This window comes from Pantoea sp. X-Soil-TKNS-1279 (assembly GCF_059730565.1).
In genome coordinates, this window is the sequence record NZ_AP035948.1 from 4,024,648 (window position 1) to 4,046,173 (window position 21,526).

Consider the following 21,526-nt stretch of genomic DNA (forward strand, 5'->3'; position numbering starts at 1 on the left):
TCTCTCTCCTGTTCACGGCTTGATGCCGCGTTTTTCTTCTTCTGGTATTAACGGCGCACCACTTTCTTACGCGTATCAACAAACGCCATCGCTAACCCAACCAGCAGGCCGGTAACGTGTGCCGCATTGGCAATCGACAGACCAAATGCGCCGTACCAGCCAATAATCAACCACACAATAGCGAACCCCATCAAACCGCGCTCGAGATAAATACCACTTTCGGGATCGCGCTCGCCTCGCAACCAGCAATAACCCATCAACGCATACACCACGCCAGATAAACCGCCAAACAGCACGCCGCTAAATTTAGCCTGCATCCAGCCGGTAAGTAGCGCGGAAATGAGCATGATGACAAATAACTTACCGCTCCCGAGACGCTTTTCGACTGCCCCGCCGAGATACCACCACCACATCAGGTTGAACAAAATATGCAGCAGGGAAAAATGCAGCAGCGCATGACTGAACCAGCGCCACACCTGGAAATATTGCTGCGGACCATCAGGCCAGCCCAACCAGCCAAGCAGGGTTTCATCACCGAAAATCTGCATCAGGATAAACACCGCGACACAGGCCATCATCATGGTCATGGTGAGCGGGCCTGCGCGTTCGCGAATGTTCGCCCAAATATGGCTTCGCTCATAACGCAGCCCACTTTCCGTGCTGCCGGTATGCCAGCTGGCGGCCTGATAACGTGGATGGTTGGGATCACGCACGAACTGCGCGAGTTCGTTTTCGACCATATCCAGCTTGCTTTCGTCTTCCAACAGAATGACAAAATGGCTTTCACGTTCAATCGTTAACCTGACGCCACGCGTCGCCATATAGTCCACAAACGCCTGGGCCATGCGCGGATTATTGAACTGGGTAATGCGCATCATGCGGTGCTCTCCGTTCCTTTATCTAAAGGCTCACATCGTACCAGTTGTCACCTGAGCCGGAAACGCCGCACGCCAGGCGTCAAATCCCCCATCAATACTGTAGGCCGCGCTAAACCCTTGTCCCAGCAGGAACTGCGCGGCACCTTTGCTGCTATTGCCGTGGTAGCACATCACCAGCACTGGCAGGTCATGATTGGCCTGGCTGATAAAATCGGCGAGGTTGTCATTCGACAGGTGTAGCGCACCTGCGGCATGGCCCAGAGAGAAGCTTTGCGGATCGCGGATGTCCACCAGCTGCGCACCTTGTGTCAGATGCTCCTGAGCCTGTAGGACGTTAATACATTCGAAGGTTTCCATGGTTTCTCTCATCACATCGTCACAATTAACGCCTAGTTTACCCTGAGTTGTGAGCGCCATAACCTGATAAAGCATGTGGCTTTGTGTTTTTTTTCCTGCCGGAATGTTAGCTGTATCACGCAAAGATGTTTTTATTAGGTTAACCTCTGGCATCAATGTTGGTTTCCGATTATTATTATGCTCGAAAACGAACATTTAAGAACGATTCCGAACATCGGAGGAGATGACGTGGAAACCAAAGACCTGATCGTTATCGGCGGCGGCATCAACGGTGCCGGCATTGCAGTGGACGCTGCAGGACGCGGACTGTCGGTGCTAATGCTGGAGGCGCGGGATTTGGCCTGTGCAACCTCCTCTGCCAGTTCCAAACTGATTCACGGTGGCCTGCGCTACCTTGAACACTACGAATTTCGCCTGGTGGGCGAAGCGTTGGCGGAGCGTGAAGTGCTGCTGAAAATGGCACCGCATATTGCTTTCCCGATGCGCTTCCGTCTGCCACACCGCCCACATTTACGCCCGGCGTGGATGATCCGCATGGGCTTGTTTATGTATGACCATCTTGGCAAACGCACCAGCCTGCCGGGTAGCAAAAGTCTGCGTTTTGGCGCGGATTCGGCACTTAAGTCTGAAATCACGCGCGGATTCGAATATTCCGACTGCTGGGTGGATGATGCGCGCATGGTGGTGCTCAATGCTCAGGAAGTGGTGAAACAAGGTGGTGAAGTACGCACCCGTACCCGCGTAACCCGCGCCTGGCGTGAGGCTGGCCTGTGGATGGTGGAAGCCGAAGACATTGATACCGGCAAAACCTACACCTGGCGCGCCAAAGGGCTGGTGAATGCTGCTGGTCCGTGGGTTAAACAGTTCTTTGACGATGGCCTGAAACTGAAATCGCCTTATGGCATCCGTCTGATCAAAGGCAGCCATATTGTGGTGCCGCGCGTACATCGTGAAAAACAGGCCTATATCCTGCAAAACGAAGATCATCGTATCGTGTTTGTCATTCCGTGGATGGATGAGTTCTCAATCATCGGTACCACAGACGTCGAATATAAAGGCGACCCGAAAGACGTGAAGATCGACGATAACGAAATCAACTATTTGCTGAAGGTGTATAACGCGCACTTCAAAAAACAGCTGACGCAGGAAGATATCGTCTGGACCTATTCCGGTGTACGTCCGTTGTGTGACGACGAATCCGATTCACCGCAGGCCATCACCCGCGATTACACGCTGGATGTCCATGACGATAATGGTCAGGCTCCACTGCTGTCGGTATTTGGCGGCAAGCTGACCACCTACCGTAAGCTGGCGGAACACGCGCTGGAAAAACTGGCGAAGTATTATCCGAACGCTGGCCCGGCCTGGACCAAAAATGCGGTGCTGCCGGGAGGCAATATCGCCGGTTCGCGCGAAGATTACGCCGCCAGCCTGCGTCGCCGCTATCCATTTATCAGCGAAGGTATGGCGCGTCATTATGCCCGCACCTTTGGCAGCAACACCGAAGTGTTGCTGGAAGGTGCACAGAGTCTGGAAGATCTCGGCGAGAACTTCGGTCATGAGTTTTATGAGGCCGAACTGCGTTATCTGGTGAAACACGAATGGGTGTATGAACTGGATGATGCCATCTGGCGTCGTACCAAACAGGGGATGTGGCTGAGCGACGCCGAGCAGGCGCGCATTCGCGAATGGTTGGCAACTCACCGCCAGAAACCGACGCTGTCGCTGGCATCCTAAGCCGTAAAGTCAGATAACAGGCCGTAACCCTCTTCAGGGTTACGGCCTTTTTTTGCGCGATTCATCGCGCGTTTTTACCTTAAAGACCGGTATTCTCGCGAATATATTTCCGCGCTTTCACCGCATATTCAAACGGGTTAGCCAGCGCCGGGTCCTGTTCCGCTTCCACCACCATCCAGCCTTTATAGCCGAAATCATCGAGGATTTTGAACACCGGTTGGAAATCGATGACGCCATCGCCCGGCACAGTAAAGGTACCTTTCTTCACACCATCGAGGAACGACAACGAATGCGCACGCACTTCCGCCACCACGCTGTCGCGCACGTCCTTCAGATGCACATGGAAAATGCGTGGCAGATATGTGGTCAGCACATCCAGCATCGCCTGTTGCGAACCTTCTGAGTAGTAGATGTGGCCGGTGTCGTACAGCAAGCCAACATTCTCATTGGTCGACGCCATAAAGCGGTCGATTTCCGCCGGGGTCTGAATCGCCGTACCCATATGGTGATGCAGACACACACGCATCCCTTTCTTTGCCGCAATCTCCGCCAGCTCGTTATAGCCTTCGGCTGTCAGACGCCACTCTTCATCGCTAAAAATTGGCTTCTGCTCCAGAACAGGCAAGCTGGTGCCCTGAATACTTTTGCTCTGCTCGGAGCAACCAATCACGCGCGCCCCCATAGCATGCAGGAAGTTCATATGGTTGGTGAATTCGTCGATAGTTTTCGCTTTATCGCCATTAGCGAAGAAGGTACTAAACCAGGCGTTACAGATCTGAATGCCGCGAATATCCAGCATGGGTTTCAGCACCGCCGGATCGCGCGGATATTTGCTACCCACTTCGCTACCGGTAAAGCCCGCCAGCGCCATTTCGCTGACCGTCTGCTGGAAGGTGTTTTCGCTGCCCAGTTCCGGCATGTCATCGTTGGTCCAGCCAATCGGCGCAATCGCCAGTTTTACATTGTCTTTGTTCATGGGAAGCCCTGATTATTTGTTGTAGAAAGTCGGACGCGGTGGCATTTCAACCGCTTCGATAGCCCCGCTGTTCTGCGCTTTCAGACAGGCATCCGCCGCCACTGAGGCCGCAAAACCATCCCAGGCAGAAGGCCCGGTCAGTTGGCCAGCTTTCACATCATTGATAAACGCCTGCAACTCCACGTCGTAAGCCTCGATAAAACGATCTTTCCAGTCAGTCAGAATGGCGTTGCCAAGACGGGCGTTTTTACGCATCTGAATCGCTGAAGGTTCCGGCAGTTTCGCAATGCCCTCTTCCCCCACCACCTCGCACTGGATGTCGTAGCCGTACGCACAGTTCACAAAGATTTCCACGTCGATGCGGATCCCTTTCTGCGTTTCAAACAACACGATTTGCGGATCTTTCAGCTTCGCATGCGTTTTCGAGGTCACGCGCGGGAAGACCACCTGCACCGTTTTGTAGTCGTCTTCCGTCAACCAGCGCAGCACGTCCAGCTCATGAATCAGGGTATTGGTAATGGCCATGTCGGTGGTGTAGTTCTCGCCAACGCTCTGGTTGCGATGCGCGCAGTGCAGCATCAGCGGCTCGCCGATTTCACCGTCGGTGATGACCTTTTTCAGTGCGCGGTAACCGGCATCATAAGGGCGCATAAACCCGACCTGGACCAGGCGTTTGCCGTGTTTGATTTCTGCATCGACAATGCGGCGACAACCCTCGGCGCTCAGTGCCAGCGGCTTTTCACAAAACACCGGTTTGCCCGCAGCAATCGCCGCGAGGGTAAATTCTTCATGTGTCGGATCCCATGAAGTGACCAGCACCGCATCAACTTCTGGCGAGTTGATCACCTGATGACCATCCTGATAAACCTCGGCATCAATATTCAGACGTTGCAGCGCAGCACGCGCGCCTTCCACATTAATATCTGAAACCGCCACCACCTTCGCACCCTGTAGCACATTGTTGCAGCGGCGGATATGTTCCTGACCAATTGCACCGGTACCGATAACACCGAGTTTGAGCGTCATAATTACACCTGTAGAGTCGGATAAGGGTAAATAAAGGCCGGAGAAGTCCGGCCTGAAGATCAGTACTTACGCGCCTGTTCGATATGCGCATTAAGGTTGTCAGCCACCTGCTGCGTACGCTCGGAAGTGGACGCTTGCGCGACCCCGACGTGCCACCAGCTGAAGTATTTGTGGACCATAGTTTTCGGCAGCACTTTAATATCGATAAGCGTTGAGACCGTCTGCTTCTGCGCATCGGCCAGTGCGGCCTTCAGCTGCTCCAGGCTGGTGACGCGATAGGTTTTGCAGCCGTAACCTGCCGCAATCGCCGCAAAATCCACCGGAACAAAGCCACCGTCCAGCTTGCCGCCTTCCGGGTTACGGAAGCGGAACTCGGTGGTGAAGCTGTCCATACCGTGTTCCATTTGCAGGTTGTTGATACACCCGTTGGTCATGTTATCCAGCAGGATGACGTTGATTTTCGCCCCTTCCTGAACTGAGGTGACCAGCTCGGAGTGCAGCATCATGAAAGATCCGTCACCGACCATGGCGTAGACTTCACGCTGCGGCTCAGCCAGCTTCACCCCCAGCGCGGCATTCACCTCGTAGCCCATGCAGGAGTAGCCATATTCAACGTGGTACGAGTTGTAATCTTTGGTGCGCCACACGCGTTGCAGGTCGCCCGGCAGACTGCCCGCGGCCGCGACAATCACCGCATCCTTTGGGAGTTGCTCGTTTAAGGTGCCCAGCACGCTGCTCTGCGTCAGTACCGACTGCGTCAGGCGCTGGAATTCGGCAAACAACGCTTCACGGTCGATATGGTCGGCGATCTCTGGGATGAAATCGTCGGTGTTATAGGTCGCGGCATACACGCGCTGCGTCTCTTTCAGCAGCTTACTTTGTGCCTGATCGATCTGGCCGCCCCAGTGACTTTCAAAGCCCTGCAAACCCTTATCCAGCGCGGTCAGCGCTTCGCGGGCATCGGCCAGCAGTTGCACCGCATCCAGCTTGTAGCTGTCGAAGTTGTTGACGTTGATATTGAGGTAGCTGACGTCCGGGTTCTGGAAAATCCATTTCGAAGCGGTGGTAAAATCGGTGTAGCGCGTACCTACGCCAATCACTAAATCCGCTTCTTTCGCCAGCAGGTTAGCCGCCAGACAGCCGGTTTCACCGACGCCGCCGACATTTAGCGGATGGTCAGAGACAATGGTGCCTTTCCCCGCCTGCGTTTCGGCAAACGGAATGTTGAAACGCTCAGCAAACTGGCGCAGCGCTTCACCCGCTTCGGAATATTTCACGCCACCACCGCATACAATCAGTGGCTTATGTTTACGCGCAATCAGTGCCAGTGCCTCTTCCAACTGGGCCACCGTGGGTAGACGGCGATCCAGACGATGTACGCGCTTCTGGAAGAAATATTCCGGGAAATCCCAGGCTTCACCCTGCACATCCTGCGGCAGCGCAATGGTCACCGCACCGGTTTCCGCCGGATCGGTCAACACGCGCAATGCGTTTATACAGGCGGTCATCAGCTGCTCCGGGCGGCTGACGCGGTCCCAGTATTTGCTGACGGCACGGAAGGCATCGTTGGTGCTGATGCTGAGATCGTGGCTTTGCTCGATTTGTTGCAACACCGGGTCCGGCTGGCGCGTGGCGAACACATCGCCCGGCAGCAGTAATAAAGGAATACGGTTGGCGGTTGCTGTCGCGGCGGCGGTGATCATGTTGGCTGCGCCCGGTCCGACCGACGAGGTACAGGCAATAATCTGGCGGCGCAGCGACTGCTTGGCAAAACCGATGGCGGCATGCGCCATACCTTGCTCGTTACGGCCCTGATGCACCACCAGATCGCCGCTGTCCTGTTCCAGCGCTTGCCCCAGCCCCAGCACGTTGCCGTGACCGAAAATAGCGAAAATGCCTTTCACAAACTTGGTTTCAACGCCATCAACGTTCAGATACTGGTTATCAAGAAATTTCACCAGCGCCTGTGCCGTGGTTAATCTGATTGTGCCCATATGCTCATCCTTTACATGCTGGTACCTGTGAACCAGGTACAACGCGGTTGACGTCAACGCACCGGAAATGGCGACCGCGGATAAGTGAAACGTGAGGCGATTATAAACAAATATTTTTTCCATAAAATACGATTACAGAAGAAACATTTCATTTTGCGATGGAGATCAAATTCAGGGATGGAACGGCCCCAGACACAGGCCAAAAAGGGGGGAAAGTGGAACAACAATAAAGCAAAGAAGCCTCATAAAGAAATTTCATTTCACTTCAGCAGCTTCCATTATTTCTCAGGGTTTTCCTGAGAGCTGGCTCACAAGCCAGAGCATCCGTGAAACTTGTCTTGCCACTCTCCCTTGCATTCTACGTTGTTCAGAGTTTTACCTGGTTCACAAAATCGTGACGAATATTTCATTTCATATTGAATTTGGAATTTTTATTCCCCATACTGCGACCATAGCCAATCAGGCACCTTGAGAACCCGGAAGCACAGCGCCCGAAGTGTCTGCTTATCACAGAAGGAAACCACAAGTATGAGTACACAACAGAAGCGGCTTGATGTGATTTGTATCGGACGCATCGCCGTCGACCTCTACGGTCAGCAAATTGGCGCGCGACTGGAAGATATGAGCACCTTCGCTAAATACCTCGGCGGATCTTCCGGCAACGTTGCCTATGGCACGGCCATCCAGGGGTTGAAATCCGCCATGCTGGCACGCGTCGGGGACGAGCATAATGGCCGCTTTCTGCGTGAAACCCTGCAACGCGTGGGTTGCAGCACTGAGGGGTTGATTACCGATAAACATCGCCTGACCGGGCTGGTGATCCTCGGTATTAAAGATGAAGAGACTTTCCCGCTGATTTTCTACCGTGACAACTGCGCGGATATGGGGCTGGTACCCGAAGATATTCAGGAAAATTTCATTACTTCCTCACGCGCTGTCGCAGTAACCGGTACTCACCTGTCGCATCCTCATACCCGTGCCGCGGTATTGAAAGCGCTGGATATCGCCAGGCGAAACGGCCTGCGCACTGCGCTGGACATCGACTATCGCCCGGTGCTGTGGGGGCTGACCTCACTCGGCGACGGTGAAACGCGTTTCATCGAGTCCAGCCAGGTTACAAAACAGCTTCAGGAAGTGGTGCACTATTTCGATCTGATTGTCGGAACAGAAGAAGAGTTTCATATCGCCGGTGGTAGCACCGATACCCTGACCGCGCTGAAAAATGTGCGTCAGGCCAGCCAGGCGACGCTGGTGTGCAAACGCGGCCCGCTGGGTTGCGTGGTATTTGAAGGCGCGATCCCGGACAGCTGGGAGCAGACCAAACTGCACAGCGGCGTGCGCGTAGAAGTGCTGAACGTACTGGGCGCGGGTGATGCCTTTATGTCTGGCCTGCTGCGTGGTTGGCTGAACGATGAAGGCTGGGAACAGGCGTGTCGCTATGCCAATGCCTGCGGCGCACTGGTGGTATCTCGCCACGGCTGCGCGCCAGCGATGCCGACCAAAGAGGAACTGGATGATTTCCTCAGCCGCGATCAAGAGGTAAAACGCCCGGATCTCGATACCCGCCTCAATCACCTGCACCGTGTCACTTCGCGCACCCGTGAGTGGCCGGAACTGAACGTGTTCGCTTTCGACCATCGTAAGCAGTTGGCCGATATGGCGCGCGAGGCCGGTGTCGATGAAAGCCGCATCCCACAACTCAAGCTGCTGCTGTTGCAGGCAGCACAAGAGGCGTCGCAACAGGCCGGTCTGGACAGCAAAAGCGGCATCCTCGCGGATACCACCTACGGCCAGAAAGCGTTGAACGCCATCACCGGTAAAGGCTGGTGGATTGGTCGCCCGATTGAGTTACCCAGTTCGCGCCCGTTGCGTCTGGAGCACGGCAATATCGGCTCCCAGTTGATCGACTGGCCGCAGGAACATGTGGTGAAATGCCTGGTGTTTTACCACCCACATGACAGCGCGGAACTGCGTAAAGAGCAGGACGATCTGCTGCTGGATGTGTGGAAGGGTTGTAACAAAAGCGGGCACGAGCTGCTGCTGGAAGTGATTTTGCCGGAGAGTAACCCGGATAAAAAAGAGTCTTACTATGTCGATATGCTAAGCCACTTCTATCGCCTCGGCATCCAGCCCGACTGGTGGAAGTTACCGCCGCTGTCGGCAGAAACCTGGCAGGCGGTAAGCAGCCTGATCGAACAGCAGGATCCTCACTGCCGTGGCATTCTGCTGCTCGGCCTTGATGCACCGGAAGAGAAGCTGAAAGCCGGTTTCGCGGCGGCGGCCCAGGCACCGTGGGTGAAAGGTTTTGCAGTAGGTCGCACCATTTTCGGCCAGCCATCACGCCAGTGGTTGCAGGGCGAGCTGGATGACCAGGCGCTGATTGAAACAGTGAAAGGCAATTATCTGCGCCTGATTGAGTACTGGCGCGCGGCACGCGGTTAAACAGTACCCGCATAGTGCACGAACGTAGCGGCGCGATTTATCGCGCCGCTACGATTACCCCCTGCATTTTGTGAGGCGTTTCATAAACCGATGAAATAACCGTCACGATGCTGCCAAACAAATGAAATTTTCCATCCATCTGGTACTATAGCGCTCATTATCCAGCCACAATGTTTATTAGCAGGCCGAAGTAATGACCAATAACCCCACCCAACTGACTTTGTTACAGGACGACATTCGTCGTCGTTATGAGACGCTGAGTAAACGCCTGAAACAGGTGGCGCGTTATATTCTTGATAACAGCAACAGCATCGCTTTCGACACCGTGGCCTCAATCGCGCAGCAAGCGGATGTCCCCCCTTCTACGCTGATCCGCTTTGCCAACGCCTTTGGTTTCAGTGGTTTTAACGAGATGAAGCAGGTTTTCCGTCAGCACCTGATGGAAGAGACGGTGAACTACACCGAACGCGCCCGCCTGTTCCGTCAGACCGCCACCGACGACAGCGCCTCTTCGCCGGAAAGCCCGGTCGAAATCCTCAACGTCTTCACTATGGTCAACAGCCAGGCGCTGCAACAGCTGGCGATGCAGGTTAACCCTGACCAGCTCAACAAAGCGGTGAAGATGCTGAATGAAGCGGAAAATATTTACATCATTGGTCTGCGCCGTTCGTTCAGCGTGGCGTCGTATCTGGTGTACGCGCTGCGCCATCTGGAGCGTCGCGCGTTCCTGATCGATGGCCTCGGCGGCATGTTCACCGAACAGCTAAGCATGGTGAACCCGAAAGACGTGGTGATTGCCATCAGCTATTCACCGTACGCGCGTGAAGCGGTAGAACTGGTGGAACTGGGTGCCAAACGTGGCGCGCACCAAATCGCCATCACCGACAGCCAGGTCAGCCCGCTGGCGGCCTTCAGCGATGTCTGCTTTGTGGTACGCGAAGCGCAGGTTGATGGCTTCCGCTCACAGGTGGCGTCTCTGTGCCTGGCACAAACCCTCGCGGTTTCCCTGGCCCTGAATAACGTCGAAAAAGCCTGACCCTGCGGCTGGCAGCGAGACGCTTGCCAGCCTCCCCCGCGATGGTTAGTGTGTGAGGATCGCGACCGCTGCGGCGGCGCATTCTCCCCCGTACCGAGGCAGGATTGATGCAGATCGAACCTTTACCGCCCCTCAACACGCTCATTGCCTTCGAGTGTGTGGCGCGCTACGGCAATATTTCGCGCGCGGCTGAAGAACTTAACCTGACGCAAAGCGCCACCAGCCGCCAGATTTTGCAGCTGGAAGAGATGCTCGGTTGCAAACTCTTCACCCGCACGCAACGCCGGGTGTTACTGACGCCACGCGGCGAGGCTTATGCCACTCAGGTACGTCAGCAGCTCTCCGCCCTGTCCCATGCCACCGCTGAAGTGATGGGCTGGAACGGTCTGCCGCAGGTGACGATTGCCTGCACCAGCGCGATGGGATCGCTATGGTTAGCCCCACGACTCTCCGCGCTGCACCGCGAATTACCCGATTTGCAAATCCGTATGAAAATCTCCGACAGCTTTGCCGATATGCGCTCGTCGGAGTTTGACCTGGCAATTTTCTATCTACGCGAAGCCCCGCCAGGCTTTCAGGCCACCCCGCTGTTTGACGAAATCTGTTATCCGATGTGCGCCCCTGAGTTCCTGACCAGGCTTGAGGATAATGCCTCCGCCGAATCATTACTCCACCATATGTTGCTGATTCAGGACGACCCGCAACGTGAATGGACCGGCTGGAGTGACTGGTTCGCCTCGCAAAATGTGTTGAGTTTTGTGCCACGTCAGACCTGGCGGGCGAATAACTATCCGTTTCTGGTGCAGGCGGCGGTGCGGGGTGACGGGATATTACTCGGCTGGGAAGGCTTAGTGCAGGATCATCTCAACCGGGGTGAGCTGGTGCCGGCCCATAGCGGCAAGCTGGCTGCCAACGGCAAATGTTTTCTGCTGATCCCGCAGGACCGCTATCTCAAGCCGATTGTGCGCCATGTTATGAGCTGGCTCCAGCACCAACATCAGACTGAAATGTTGCCATTATAAAAAAACGGTAATGCAGCAGATTATTTGCCACATCACCGTTTATACAAAACATAAGTAAATTAATATCACGTCATAGGTTTTTCTTATATATAAAATAAAAGCCTATGCCGCTATTTCCCTTTCTTTATTGCTGGGTATCCATCGGCGGAAGTTTATTTTTTAGCGCGCCGCGTCGACGATGTGAAGAATGCATACCAACCAGCGTAAAAATTAACCACATCGACTGGGAAATCACCATCGCCAAATTAAAATCATGACTCAATGAATAGAGGCCACAAACCCCTCCCGCGATATTCAGACAAGCATAAATATCTGAATCAATGACTAATTTACGCAACTGAACCAGTGCGTAAGCCAGTAAGTAACAAAAAACGCCAATTAGCCCAACTATCGTATGCAGTTCCACATGCATTTTCCCTGGTGTTGCCTTGTGATCAGGAAATTATCTTTTTTGTGGGTGTTCTGCTGCGCGTTTTTCGCATAGTCTGATACGAAAATCTCATACATCAGGTTTTATTGGTTTTGATATAAATCAGAAATAACTGCGCTAAGGCTCAGGGTGATTAGTAAAACAGGGCGAATAACAACGGAGAAAAATAAATGAAAGACGAGCAGGACAAATTTAACAAATATCTTCAGGGCGCGAATTTAAGCCGCCGTTCATTTATCAATACTGCCGCGCTGATTGGTGCGGGTACGGCATTATCACTTTCTCCTTTCGCCGGTTTTGCGGCTGAGGCCACCCCGAAAAAAGGCGGCGTGCTGAAACTCGGTATGTCCGGCGGCAATACCAGCGATTCACTGGACCCAACGCTGTTCAGTGACTGGGTGCCGCTCAACCAGGCTTACATGCTGATGAACGGCCTGATCGAGATTGATGAGAACAACCAGGCGACGCCAGAGCTGCTGGAAAGCTGGTCGGCAAAACCTGGCGCGCAGGAGTGGACCTTTAAAGTACGCCAGGGCGTGACCTTCCATAACGGTAAGACCCTGACGGTAGAAGATATTCTCTACTCCATTAACCTGCATCGCGGCGACCAGTCGCGCAGCGCCATCAAAACCCAACTGGCGAGCATCACCGAGCTGAAGAAAAGCGGTGATAACGAAATCACCCTGACGCTGGACAGCGGCAACGCCGACTTACCTTATCTGCTGGCGGATTACCATCTGGTGGTGGTGCCGGACGGCTTCACCGACTGGAAACACCCGATCGGCACCGGCGGCTTTGTCTTTGATCAGTACCAGCCTGGCGTGCGTTCTTACTTCAAACGTAACCCGAATTACTGGAAACCGAATCGCGCCTTTGTTGATGCGGTCGAAGTACTGGTGATCAACGATGCCACCGCACGTACCAACGCACTGATCTCCGGTCAGGTCCATGCCATTAACCGCGTGGATTTCAAAACCGTTGATTTCCTGAAACGCAGCCCGGCGCTGAACATCATCCGTTCGTCTGGCGGCCAGCACTTTACCTTCCTGATGGATTGCCGCGTTGCGCCGTTTAATAACAACGACGTACGTATGGCGATTAAATACGGTATCGACCGTGAAAAACTGTTGGCGACCGTACTGCGTGGCTACGGCTCGCTGGGTAATGACCATCCGATCCCGAAAACTGACCGCTTCTTCAACAAAGCGCTGCCCCAGCGTGCTTATGATGCCGACAAAGCGAAGTTCTATTTGAAGAAAGCCGGACTGACCAGCCTGCCGGTCGAACTCTCCTCCTCCGATGCCGCCTTTGCCGGTGCGCTCGATGCTGCTGCGCTGTTCCAGGGTCAGGCCGCACCGGCGGGGATTCAGGTCAGCATCAAACGTCAGCCTGCCGACAGCTACTGGGACGACGTGTGGATGAAAGCCCCGTTCAGCATGGGTTACTGGGGTGGTCGTCCAACCGCTGACCAGATGTTCTCCACCGCATGGCAATCCACCGCCAAGTGGAACGATACCCACTGGAAGAACGAGAAATTCGACAGCCTGCTGATTCAGGCACGTTCGCTGCTGGATGAGCAGAAACGTGCCGAGATCTATGGCGAATTGCAGCAAATCGCCAGCGATGATGGTGGTGCGATGATCCCGCTGTTCGGTGACTACCTTGATGCCACCAGCAAAAAACTGGGCGGCGTAAAACCACATCCGATGTTCAACTTTATGGGTGGTCGCCTGGCTGAACGCGTCTGGCTGGAGTCGTAATGAAAAAGCAGATTTTACATCGCCTGCTGCTGGGCTTGCTCACGCTCTGGCTGGTGTCGTTACTGATTTTTGTCGGTACGGAATTGCTGCCTGGCGATGTCGCCAGCGCAATTCTCGGACAAAACGGTACGCCGGAAACCATCGCCGCGCTGCGCACGCAGCTCGGACTGGATCAGCCCGCCATCTGGCGCTACCTGCACTGGCTGGGTGGCGTTTTGCACGGCGATCTCGGTAACTCGCTGGCGAACAACCAGCCGATTAGCGCGGAGCTATTACCGCGTCTGGCGAATACGCTGTTCCTCGCCGGTTATGCCGCCATCATCGCCATTCCGCTGGCGGTGCTGCTGGGTATCGCCTCGGCGGTGTGGCGCGGTTCCTGGTTTGATCGTCTGGCTAACTCGCTGACCTTGCTGAGTATTTCCGTGCCGGAATTCTTTGTCGGTTATGTGCTGGTGATTTTCTTCGCCATCCGCCTGGCGTGGTTTCCCAGCCTGGCGCTGGTCGACCCGGATGCCGGTTTCCTTTCACGCCTGTACGCCTGCACTCTGCCAATGTTGACGCTGGTGCTGGTGGTGCTGGCGCATATGTTGCGGATGACCCGCGCCTCCGTGGGTGCGGTGATGTCGAGCAGCTATATCGAAACCGCGCTGCTGAAAGGCCTGTCGCGCTGGCGCATTGTGCTGGGCCATGCGCTGCCGAATGCGCTGGCACCGATCATCAACGTCATCGCCTTCAACCTCGCCTATCTGGTGGTGGGAGTGATTCTGGTCGAAGTGGTGTTTGTATATCCGGGCATTGGGCAACTGATGGTGGATGCGGTGACCAAGCGCGACCTGCCGGTGGTGCAGGCTTGCGGGCTGCTGTTTGGCGGCACCTACATTCTGCTCAACACCGCCGCCGATTTGCTGGCGATTTGGTGTAACCCACGACTGCGCCACGCGAGGTAAGCAATGAAAAAACTGAAAAGCCGCGCGGTGCCGTTTTCCGCCATGCTCGGCCTGGCGATCATCGCCATTAACCTGATTGCCGCATTGTTTGCGCCGTGGCTGGCACCGCACAGCGAAACCGCACAGGTGGGCGATATCTGGATGCTGCCTTCCGGCGCGCTGCCGCTCGGCACTGACAGCCTTGGCCGCGATATGTTGTCGCGTATTTTGTTTGGCGCACGTACCACCATCGCCATCGCGCTGGCCATCACCGCCATCTCGTTTGTCATCGGTATTCTCACCGGCTTCACCGCCGCCATTTATGGCCGCTGGGTCGATGTGGTGCTGACGCGCATCGTCGATACCCTGATGTCGATCCCGGTACTGATTCTGGCGCTGATCGTGTTGTCGGTACTCGGCACCTCGATTCCGGTGCTGGTCGGCACCATTGCCTTGCTGGATGCCACCCGCGTTTATCGTCTGGCGCGTCTGGTGGCGCAGGGCATTGTCTGCCAGGAATATGTCGAAGCGGCGCGTCTGCGCGGTGAGGGCCTCGGCTGGATCGTGCGTAAGGAGATTTTGCCGAATGCCATCCCGCCACTGCTGGCGGAATTTGGCATGCGTTTCTGCTTCACCTTCCTGTTTATCGCCGGTTTGAGCTTTCTCGGTCTGGGTATCCAGCCGCCGTGGGCCGACTGGGGCAGCATGGTGCGTGACAACGCCCAGGCAATTAACTTCGGCCAACTGGCCCCGCTTTACCCGGCTGCCGCTATCGCCCTGTTGACCATTGGCGTCAACCTGGTGGTTGACTGGCTGCTGGTGCGCAACAACCTCTCGCTGGGGGAAGAAGGATGATTCAACCGATTCTGGAAATGCGCAATCTGCGCATTGAAACCGACCAGGGCATTCCACTGGTACAGAACATTTCACTCAGCCTGAAACCCGGCGAGGTGCTGGGACTGATTGGCGAATCCGGTGCCGGTAAATCCACCATCGGCCTCGCCGCACTGGGCTATGCCCGTTCCGGCTGCCGTATTGCCGGTGGCGAAGTGCGTATCGCCGGACAGGATATCGTGCCGCTCTCCAGCAAAGAGAAGCGTGAAATTCGCGGCAGACGCGTGGCCTATGTGGCGCAAAGCGCCGCCGCCGCGTTTAACCCGGCGCTGACCATCGGTAAACAGGTGTGCGAAGGCCCGATCCGTCATGGCCTGATGAACGCCGAAGAAGCGCAGGCCTGGGCAGTGACGCTGTTCCGGGCGCTGGATCTGCCGCAGCCGGAAACCATCGGCCAGCGCTATCCGCATCAGTTGTCGGGCGGCCAGTTGCAGCGCGCGATGGCAGCGATGGCGATGTCCTGCAAACCTGACCTGCTGGTGATGGATGAACCCACCACCGCGCTGGATGTCACCACCCAGATTGAAGTGCTGGTGATGCTGCGCAAGCTGGTACGCGAGTTCAACACCGCCGCGCTGTATATCACCCACGATCTGGCGGTGGTGGCGCAAATCGCTGACCGCATCATGGTGCTGCGTCAGGGCAGCGAAGTGGAATGCGGCAGCACCGCTGACATTCTGCAAAATCCGCTGGAAACTTATACCCAACGGTTGGTATCGGAGCGCGCCCATGCGCTGACGTCGGTGCACGCCGAGAACACCGCGCAGGGTCAACTGCTGAGCCTGCAAAATCTCTCCACCGGTTACAACGGCAAAACCGTGGTTCACGGCGTCTCGATGAGCATTGCCAAAGGGGAAACCCTGGCGATTATCGGCGAATCCGGCAGTGGCAAAAGCACCCTGGCACGCGCGCTGTGTGGATTGCTGGGCGATACCGCGGGCAACGTCAGCTTTGCCGGTCAGGTGCTGGCGAATCGCTACCAGCAGCGCGACAAAGAGACGCTGCGCCGCATCCAGATGATTTATCAGTTGCCGGATGTGGCGCTCAACCCACGCCAGACCATCCTTGAAGCGATTGGCCGCCCGATTGCCTTCTATTTCGGACTGGATAAACGCCAGGTACGGGCACGCGTGGAAGAATTGCTGCGCCTGACCGAGCTGCCGCTCACCCTGATCGATCGCTACCCCGCCGCGCTGTCGGGTGGTCAAAAGCAGCGTGTTTGTATCGCCCGCGCACTGGCCGCCGAGCCGGACTTGATCATCTGCGATGAAGCCACCTCGGCACTTGATCCGCTGGTGGCGGAAGAGGTGCTGAATCTGCTGCGTCGTTTGCAGGAGCAACTGGGGCTGTCGTACCTGTTTATCACCCACGATCTCAGCACCGTGAAGCGCATCGCGCAGCAGGTGGCGGTAATGTACCAGGGCAACGTGGTGGCGCAGGGGCCAACCGAGCAAGTGTTCAGCGCCCCGATGCACAGCTACACCGAAAAACTACTGACCTCAGTGCCGGAAATGCGTACCACCTGGCTGGATGAGGTGCTGGGTCAGCGTCAGAACAACGCAATGGCAGGAGCCTCATGAAAACCTTCGTAACGCAATTCCCCCACAGCGTCAGCGTGACGGAACATCTCTGGATTACCCTGAAAGACGGCACGCGCCTGGCCGCGCGCATGTGGCTGCCACTCTCCGCCAGCCAGCAGCCGGTGCCCGCCATTCTCGAATACATCCCCTACCGCAAGCGCGACGGGACACGTACCCGCGATGAGCCGATGCACGGTTATTTCGCCGGTCAGGGTTATGCGGTGCTGCGCGTCGATATGCGCGGTAGCGGCGAATCAGACGGCTTACTGGAAGATGAATATCTGTTGCAGGAGCAGGAAGATGCGCTGGAGGTGATTGACTGGATTAGCCAGCAATCCTGGTGCAGCGGTGCGGTTGGCATGATGGGCAAATCCTGGGGTGGTTTTAACTGCCTGCAACTGGCGGCGCGCCGCCCACCTGCGCTGAAAGCCATCATTACCGTATGTTCTACCGACGATCGTTACAACGATGATATCCACTACAAAGGCGGCTGCCTGCTGAATGACAACCTGTGGTGGGGCGGCATCATGCTGGCTTATCAGAGTCGCCCGCAGGACCCGGCCCTGGTAGGGGAAAGTTGGTATCAGGACTGGCTGAATCGGCTGGAAAACATGCCATTCTTCCCGGCGCTGTGGATGGATCATCCGCTGAAAGATGCTTACTGGAAACACGGTTCGGTCGGTGAAGACTGGTCGGCAATTCAGTGTCCGGTGATGGCGGTTGGCGGCTGGGCGGATTCCTACAGCAACGCGGTGTTCCGTCTGATGGACAACCTCGACGTGCCGCGCAAGGCGATTATCGGCCCGTGGGCGCATATCTATCCGCAGGATGGCACGCCGGAACCGGCAATTGGTTTCCTCCAGGAAGCGGTGACCTGGTGGGATCGCTGGCTGAAGCAGGTGGATAATGACGCACTGGCTGGCCCGCGTGTGCAGGCCTGGCTGAACGACAGCCAGCGTCCGGGATCACAGCGTCCCCAGGCGTTTGGCGAGTGGATTGCTATCGACGGCGATACCGACGCGGTGACCCAGCCGCAACGCTGGCATGTGCAACCAGGCAGCCTGACCACCACGCCGCTGGCGCAGGAGAGCTGGCAAGCCATCTGTACTCAGCAGAACCACGGCCTGTTTGCCGGAGAGTGGATGGGGGCGGGCGTGTTGGGCGAAAGCCCGAGCGACCAACGTATGGACGACGGGTTGGCAGAGAGTTTTGACAGCGCGCCGTTAAGCGAAAGCCTGAGCATCTACGGTTTCCCGCAGTTCAGCGTCAAACTGAGCAGCGACAAACCGGCGGCGATGCTGTATGTCCGTCTCTCCGATATCGCACCGGATGGCGCATCAACCCGCGTGACACACGGCTGGGTTAACCTGAGCCATTTGCAGGGGCAGGATAAAAACGTGCCACTGACGCCGGGTGAAGTGGTGGATGTGCAGGTGCAACTGGACGGTATCGCCTGGCGCTTTGCCGCCGGACATCGTCTGCGCATTTCGCTGGCGACCACCTTCTGGCCAATGATCTGGCCGATGGCGGAAGTCGCCACCCTGAGGGTGAATCTGGCGAGCGCCGCACTCGACCTGCCGGTATGTCGTCAGGTGACAGCGATTGACGGCCCCAACCCGCAACCGATCACCGCAGCCAATACGCCACTGACGTTACTGTCGCCGGGACGTGTCGAACGTGAGTTGCGTTATGACGTGGTCAACGATAGCTGGGAAAGTGTCACCCACGGTATCGGCGGGGTGTTCGGTGAGGGCGTCTATCGTTTTGACGATATCGATACTACCGTTGATCACAGCCTGCGCCGCCAGTTGACCTGTCATAACGATGATCCGCTGTCAGCCCATTATCTGCTGACGCAGAGCATGAAGATTGGCCGGGAAGGTTGGTGGACGGAAACCGATATTGAGCTGGAAATGCGCAGCGATTTGACGCATTTCATCATCAGCGGCGAGATGAAGGTGCAGCATAACGGTGAAGCGGTGTTTAATCGCCGTTGGGATCGACGGATTAAACGTTAAATCCGCACATCAAAAAAAGCGCGATAAATCGCGCCGCTACAAATACATGTAAATATCGTAGCGGCGCGATTCATCGCGCGGTTTGCGCGATTTAAACGCGCGGATACTTGTCGCTATTCACCCAGGCGTGATCTTTCTCCCAGGTAAATTTCCACAGACGTACCGGACCCGCCATCACGTTCAGGTAATAATTATCGTACCCCGCCAGCGTTGCCACCGGATGGTAGCCGCGCGGCACCGTCACCACATCCCGGTTATACGGCGCCATACATTCGTCGAGTGAACGATCGTCGGTATACACGCGCTGCATGGCAAAACCCGGCTCCGGATCGAAACGGTGGTAATAGGTCTCTTCCAGGTAGGTTTCGTCCGGGCTGTCCTTCTGGTCGTGCTTGTGGCTTGGGTAAGAACTGGTCGCGCCTTCGTCGGTGTAGACTTCCACCACCAGCAGGCTATCAGCTGGCTGAGTGTCCGGCAGAATGTTATGCACCAGACGCTGGTTGCGTCCCTTGCCACGATGTTCGACCCCGACATCTTCCGGCGCAATCAGGCGCGCCGGTAAGTTGCCCTGGCTGGGGGCGTTGCACACCGCCAGCTCCAGATCGCTATCGGCGTAGACTTCCACCTCATCGTTATGCGGCACATACACCGAATACGGCGGAATACGCTCGAACGGTGACAGACGCTTACCGAGATTGGGGAACTCCGCATGACGGGTTTTCACCGAAGCAAAACCTGCCACCAGCACCAGACACAGCTCTTTATCGCCGCTGCTGAGTTTCAGCGTCTGTCCCTTCTTCAGCAGGTAAGCATCAAAACCGACATATCCCCAGCCCGCGCTTTCCGGCGTAACATGCTGGATACGGCCATTGCTGTCTGGCTGCTGCGCTTTCGCAAGTAGTGACATCACCCTCCTCCTCTGTTGGCAGATTAACCCAGGGTCGGCATGCTGAATTCAGACACCGTCTGCTGACCGCTCGGCCAGCGCACAGTGGCGGTTTTCATACGGGTATAGAAACGAACGCCGTCCGGACCGTGCACGTTCAGCGCGCCAAACACCGAACGTTTCCAGCCGCCGAAGCTATGGAACGCCATCGGTACCGGCACCGGAACGTTGACGCCGACCATGCCCGCTTCCACATCCTGCACAAACTCACGCGCGGTGTGGCCGTTGCTGGTGAAGATGGCGCTACCGTTGCCGAATTCATGGCTATTGACCAGTTGCAGCGCGCTGTGGAAATCCGGGGAACGCATGATGCTCAGCACCGGTCCGAAGATCTCTTCGCGCCAGATGGTCATCTCTGAGGTCACATTGTCGAACAGCGTACCGCCCACGTAATAACCTTCCGCATGGCCCGGCACCTGATAGTTACGACCATCCACCACCAGTTTCGCGCCTTCCTGCTCACCTTTGTCGATATAACCCAGCACTTTTTTCTGGTGCGCGGCAGACACCACCGGCCCCATTTCATTCTCTTCCGCTCCCTTCTGGATACCCGGACCGACGCGCAGCGCTTTGATCAACGGCGTCAGGCGTGCAATCAGTTTATCGGCGGTGCCTTCACCCACGGCCACCACCACCGGCAGTGCCATGCAACGCTCACCGGCCGAACCAAATGCGCCGCCCATAATGGCGTTCACGGTGGCATCAAGATCCGCATCCGGCATCACGATGGCGTGGTTTTTCGCTGCGCCAAACGCCTGAACACGTTTGCCGTGGGCGCTGGCGGTTTTGTAGATATGCTCGGCCACGCCGGATGAACCGACGAAGCTCACCGCCGCAATACGCGGATCTTTATACAGCTGCTCAGCATCTTCGTTGGAGGAGTGCACCACGTTGAACACGCCATCTGGCAGACCCGCTTCTTTCAGCAGCTCCGCCATGCGCACAGAGGCTGACGGGTCGAGCGCCGGTGGCTTAAGCACAAAGGTGTTACCGCAGGCCAGCGCAATCGGGAACATCCACAACGGCACCATCGCCGGGAAGTTGAACGGCGTAATACCCGCCACCACGCCCACCGGCTGCATCAGCGAGTAGCTATCAACGCCGCCGCCCACGTTGGGTGAATTTTCGCCTTTGATCAGATGCGGAATACCGCAGGCAAATTCAATCACTTCAATACCGCGCGTCAGCTCGCCCAGCGCATCAGACCAGACTTTACCGTGTTCAGAGACAATCAACGCCGCCAACTCCTCACGGTGTTGTTCCATCAGAGCTTTGAAGTTGAACATCACGCGGGCACGACGCAGCGGAGAGGTCTTCGACCATTCCGGGAAGGCCGCATGCGCGACTTCAATCGCCTGAGCGACTTCGTCCGAGGTGCTCTGCGTCAGCTCACGTATCACTTTGCCGGTCGCCGGATCGTAAACAGGGATAGTTTCGTTGCTGGCGCTGTGGGTAATCTGGCCGCCGATAAAGTTTCCTACGATGTTCATGTCGTTGCCTCTTT

Annotated in this window: 17 protein-coding genes; 9 read left to right on the top strand and 8 right to left on the bottom strand. The window is 56.2% G+C overall.

The window, feature by feature from the left end:
- Positions 1-47: 47 nt before the first annotated feature.
- The gene (gene glpG / locus AC6I8N_RS18885) at positions 48-875 is read right to left on the bottom strand and encodes a rhomboid family intramembrane serine protease GlpG (protein WP_036626762.1); all 828 of its coding nucleotides are present in this window, start codon (positions 873-875) and stop codon (positions 48-50) included.
- 33 nt (positions 876-908) lie between these two features.
- Positions 909-1,235 carry a thiosulfate sulfurtransferase GlpE gene (gene glpE / locus AC6I8N_RS18890; protein WP_021184866.1) on the bottom strand — a complete coding sequence of 109 codons (327 nt, stop codon included), beginning with the start codon at positions 1,233-1,235 and terminating at the stop codon, positions 909-911.
- Positions 1,236-1,463: 228 nt separating this feature from the next.
- Between glpE and glpD the strand changes: the two genes are divergently transcribed.
- Positions 1,464-2,972, top strand: coding sequence for a glycerol-3-phosphate dehydrogenase (gene glpD / locus AC6I8N_RS18895; RefSeq protein WP_021184867.1), 1,509 nt, complete (start codon positions 1,464-1,466; stop codon positions 2,970-2,972).
- 79 nt (positions 2,973-3,051) lie between these two features.
- Here the strand turns inward: glpD and iolE are convergent, their stop codons facing one another.
- Genes iolE through iolD form a run of 3 tightly spaced genes read right to left on the bottom strand, consistent with a single transcriptional unit; the run spans position 3,052 to position 6,968 of the window.
- Positions 3,052-3,948 carry a myo-inosose-2 dehydratase gene (gene iolE, locus AC6I8N_RS18900; protein ID WP_415173657.1) on the bottom strand — a complete coding sequence of 299 codons (897 nt, stop codon included), beginning with the start codon at positions 3,946-3,948 and terminating at the stop codon, positions 3,052-3,054.
- Between the two features lie 12 nt (positions 3,949-3,960).
- The gene (gene iolG / locus AC6I8N_RS18905) at positions 3,961-4,974 is read right to left on the bottom strand and encodes a bifunctional inositol 2-dehydrogenase/D-chiro-inositol 1-dehydrogenase (RefSeq protein ID WP_021184870.1); all 1,014 of its coding nucleotides are present in this window, start codon (positions 4,972-4,974) and stop codon (positions 3,961-3,963) included.
- 59 nt (positions 4,975-5,033) lie between these two features.
- Complete coding sequence (gene iolD / locus AC6I8N_RS18910; RefSeq protein WP_021184871.1) at positions 5,034-6,968, bottom strand: 3D-(3,5/4)-trihydroxycyclohexane-1,2-dione acylhydrolase (decyclizing); 1,935 nt, start codon at positions 6,966-6,968, stop codon at positions 5,034-5,036.
- Between the two features lie 528 nt (positions 6,969-7,496).
- Here iolD and AC6I8N_RS18915 point away from each other — a divergent pair.
- The 3 genes from AC6I8N_RS18915 to AC6I8N_RS18925 all read left to right on the top strand — a co-directional run bounded on the left by AC6I8N_RS18915 (position 7,497) and on the right by AC6I8N_RS18925 (position 11,468).
- Positions 7,497-9,410 (top strand): bifunctional 5-dehydro-2-deoxygluconokinase/5-dehydro-2-deoxyphosphogluconate aldolase, encoded by a 1,914-nt coding sequence (locus AC6I8N_RS18915; RefSeq protein WP_497829682.1) that lies wholly within the window; start codon positions 7,497-7,499, stop codon positions 9,408-9,410.
- Positions 9,411-9,603: 193 nt separating this feature from the next.
- Positions 9,604-10,446: a MurR/RpiR family transcriptional regulator gene (locus tag AC6I8N_RS18920; RefSeq protein WP_013510847.1), complete on the top strand. Its 843-nt coding sequence runs from the start codon at positions 9,604-9,606 to the stop codon at positions 10,444-10,446.
- 107 nt (positions 10,447-10,553) lie between these two features.
- Positions 10,554-11,468, top strand: coding sequence for a LysR substrate-binding domain-containing protein (locus AC6I8N_RS18925; RefSeq protein ID WP_208724326.1), 915 nt, complete (start codon positions 10,554-10,556; stop codon positions 11,466-11,468).
- Between the two features lie 124 nt (positions 11,469-11,592).
- Here the strand turns inward: AC6I8N_RS18925 and AC6I8N_RS18930 are convergent, their stop codons facing one another.
- A complete protein-coding gene (locus AC6I8N_RS18930; RefSeq protein ID WP_021184874.1) occupies positions 11,593-11,874 on the bottom strand; it encodes a CBU_0592 family membrane protein in 282 nt (93 codons plus the stop codon).
- A 194-nt stretch (positions 11,875-12,068) separates the two neighbouring features.
- On the opposite strand from AC6I8N_RS18930, the gene AC6I8N_RS18935 reads away from it, so the two are divergent.
- The 5 genes from AC6I8N_RS18935 to AC6I8N_RS18955 are packed head-to-tail and all read left to right on the top strand — an operon-like array spanning position 12,069 to position 19,076.
- Positions 12,069-13,658: an ABC transporter substrate-binding protein gene (locus AC6I8N_RS18935; RefSeq protein ID WP_021184876.1), complete on the top strand. Its 1,590-nt coding sequence runs from the start codon at positions 12,069-12,071 to the stop codon at positions 13,656-13,658.
- Positions 13,658-14,605, top strand: a complete 948-nt coding sequence (locus AC6I8N_RS18940; RefSeq protein ID WP_021184877.1) for an ABC transporter permease — start codon at positions 13,658-13,660, stop codon at positions 14,603-14,605. The genes AC6I8N_RS18935 and AC6I8N_RS18940 overlap by 1 nt, the downstream gene beginning before the upstream one ends.
- A 3-nt stretch (positions 14,606-14,608) precedes the next feature.
- On the top strand, positions 14,609-15,439 hold the full coding sequence (locus tag AC6I8N_RS18945; RefSeq protein ID WP_021184878.1) for an ABC transporter permease: 831 nt from the start codon (positions 14,609-14,611) through the stop codon (positions 15,437-15,439).
- Positions 15,436-17,058 (top strand): ABC transporter ATP-binding protein, encoded by a 1,623-nt coding sequence (locus tag AC6I8N_RS18950; protein WP_415173653.1) that lies wholly within the window; start codon positions 15,436-15,438, stop codon positions 17,056-17,058. Before AC6I8N_RS18945 ends, AC6I8N_RS18950 begins: the two co-directional genes overlap by 4 nt.
- Positions 17,055-19,076: a CocE/NonD family hydrolase gene (locus AC6I8N_RS18955; protein WP_497829683.1), complete on the top strand. Its 2,022-nt coding sequence runs from the start codon at positions 17,055-17,057 to the stop codon at positions 19,074-19,076. The genes AC6I8N_RS18950 and AC6I8N_RS18955 overlap by 4 nt, the downstream gene beginning before the upstream one ends.
- 91 nt (positions 19,077-19,167) lie before the next feature.
- Here AC6I8N_RS18955 and iolB read toward each other — a convergent pair whose 3' ends face one another.
- Positions 19,168-19,983 (bottom strand): 5-deoxy-glucuronate isomerase, encoded by an 816-nt coding sequence (gene iolB, locus AC6I8N_RS18960; protein ID WP_021184881.1) that lies wholly within the window; start codon positions 19,981-19,983, stop codon positions 19,168-19,170.
- A 23-nt stretch (positions 19,984-20,006) separates the two neighbouring features.
- Positions 20,007-21,512: a CoA-acylating methylmalonate-semialdehyde dehydrogenase gene (locus AC6I8N_RS18965; RefSeq protein ID WP_021184882.1), complete on the bottom strand. Its 1,506-nt coding sequence runs from the start codon at positions 21,510-21,512 to the stop codon at positions 20,007-20,009.
- Positions 21,513-21,526 lie beyond the last annotated feature (14 nt).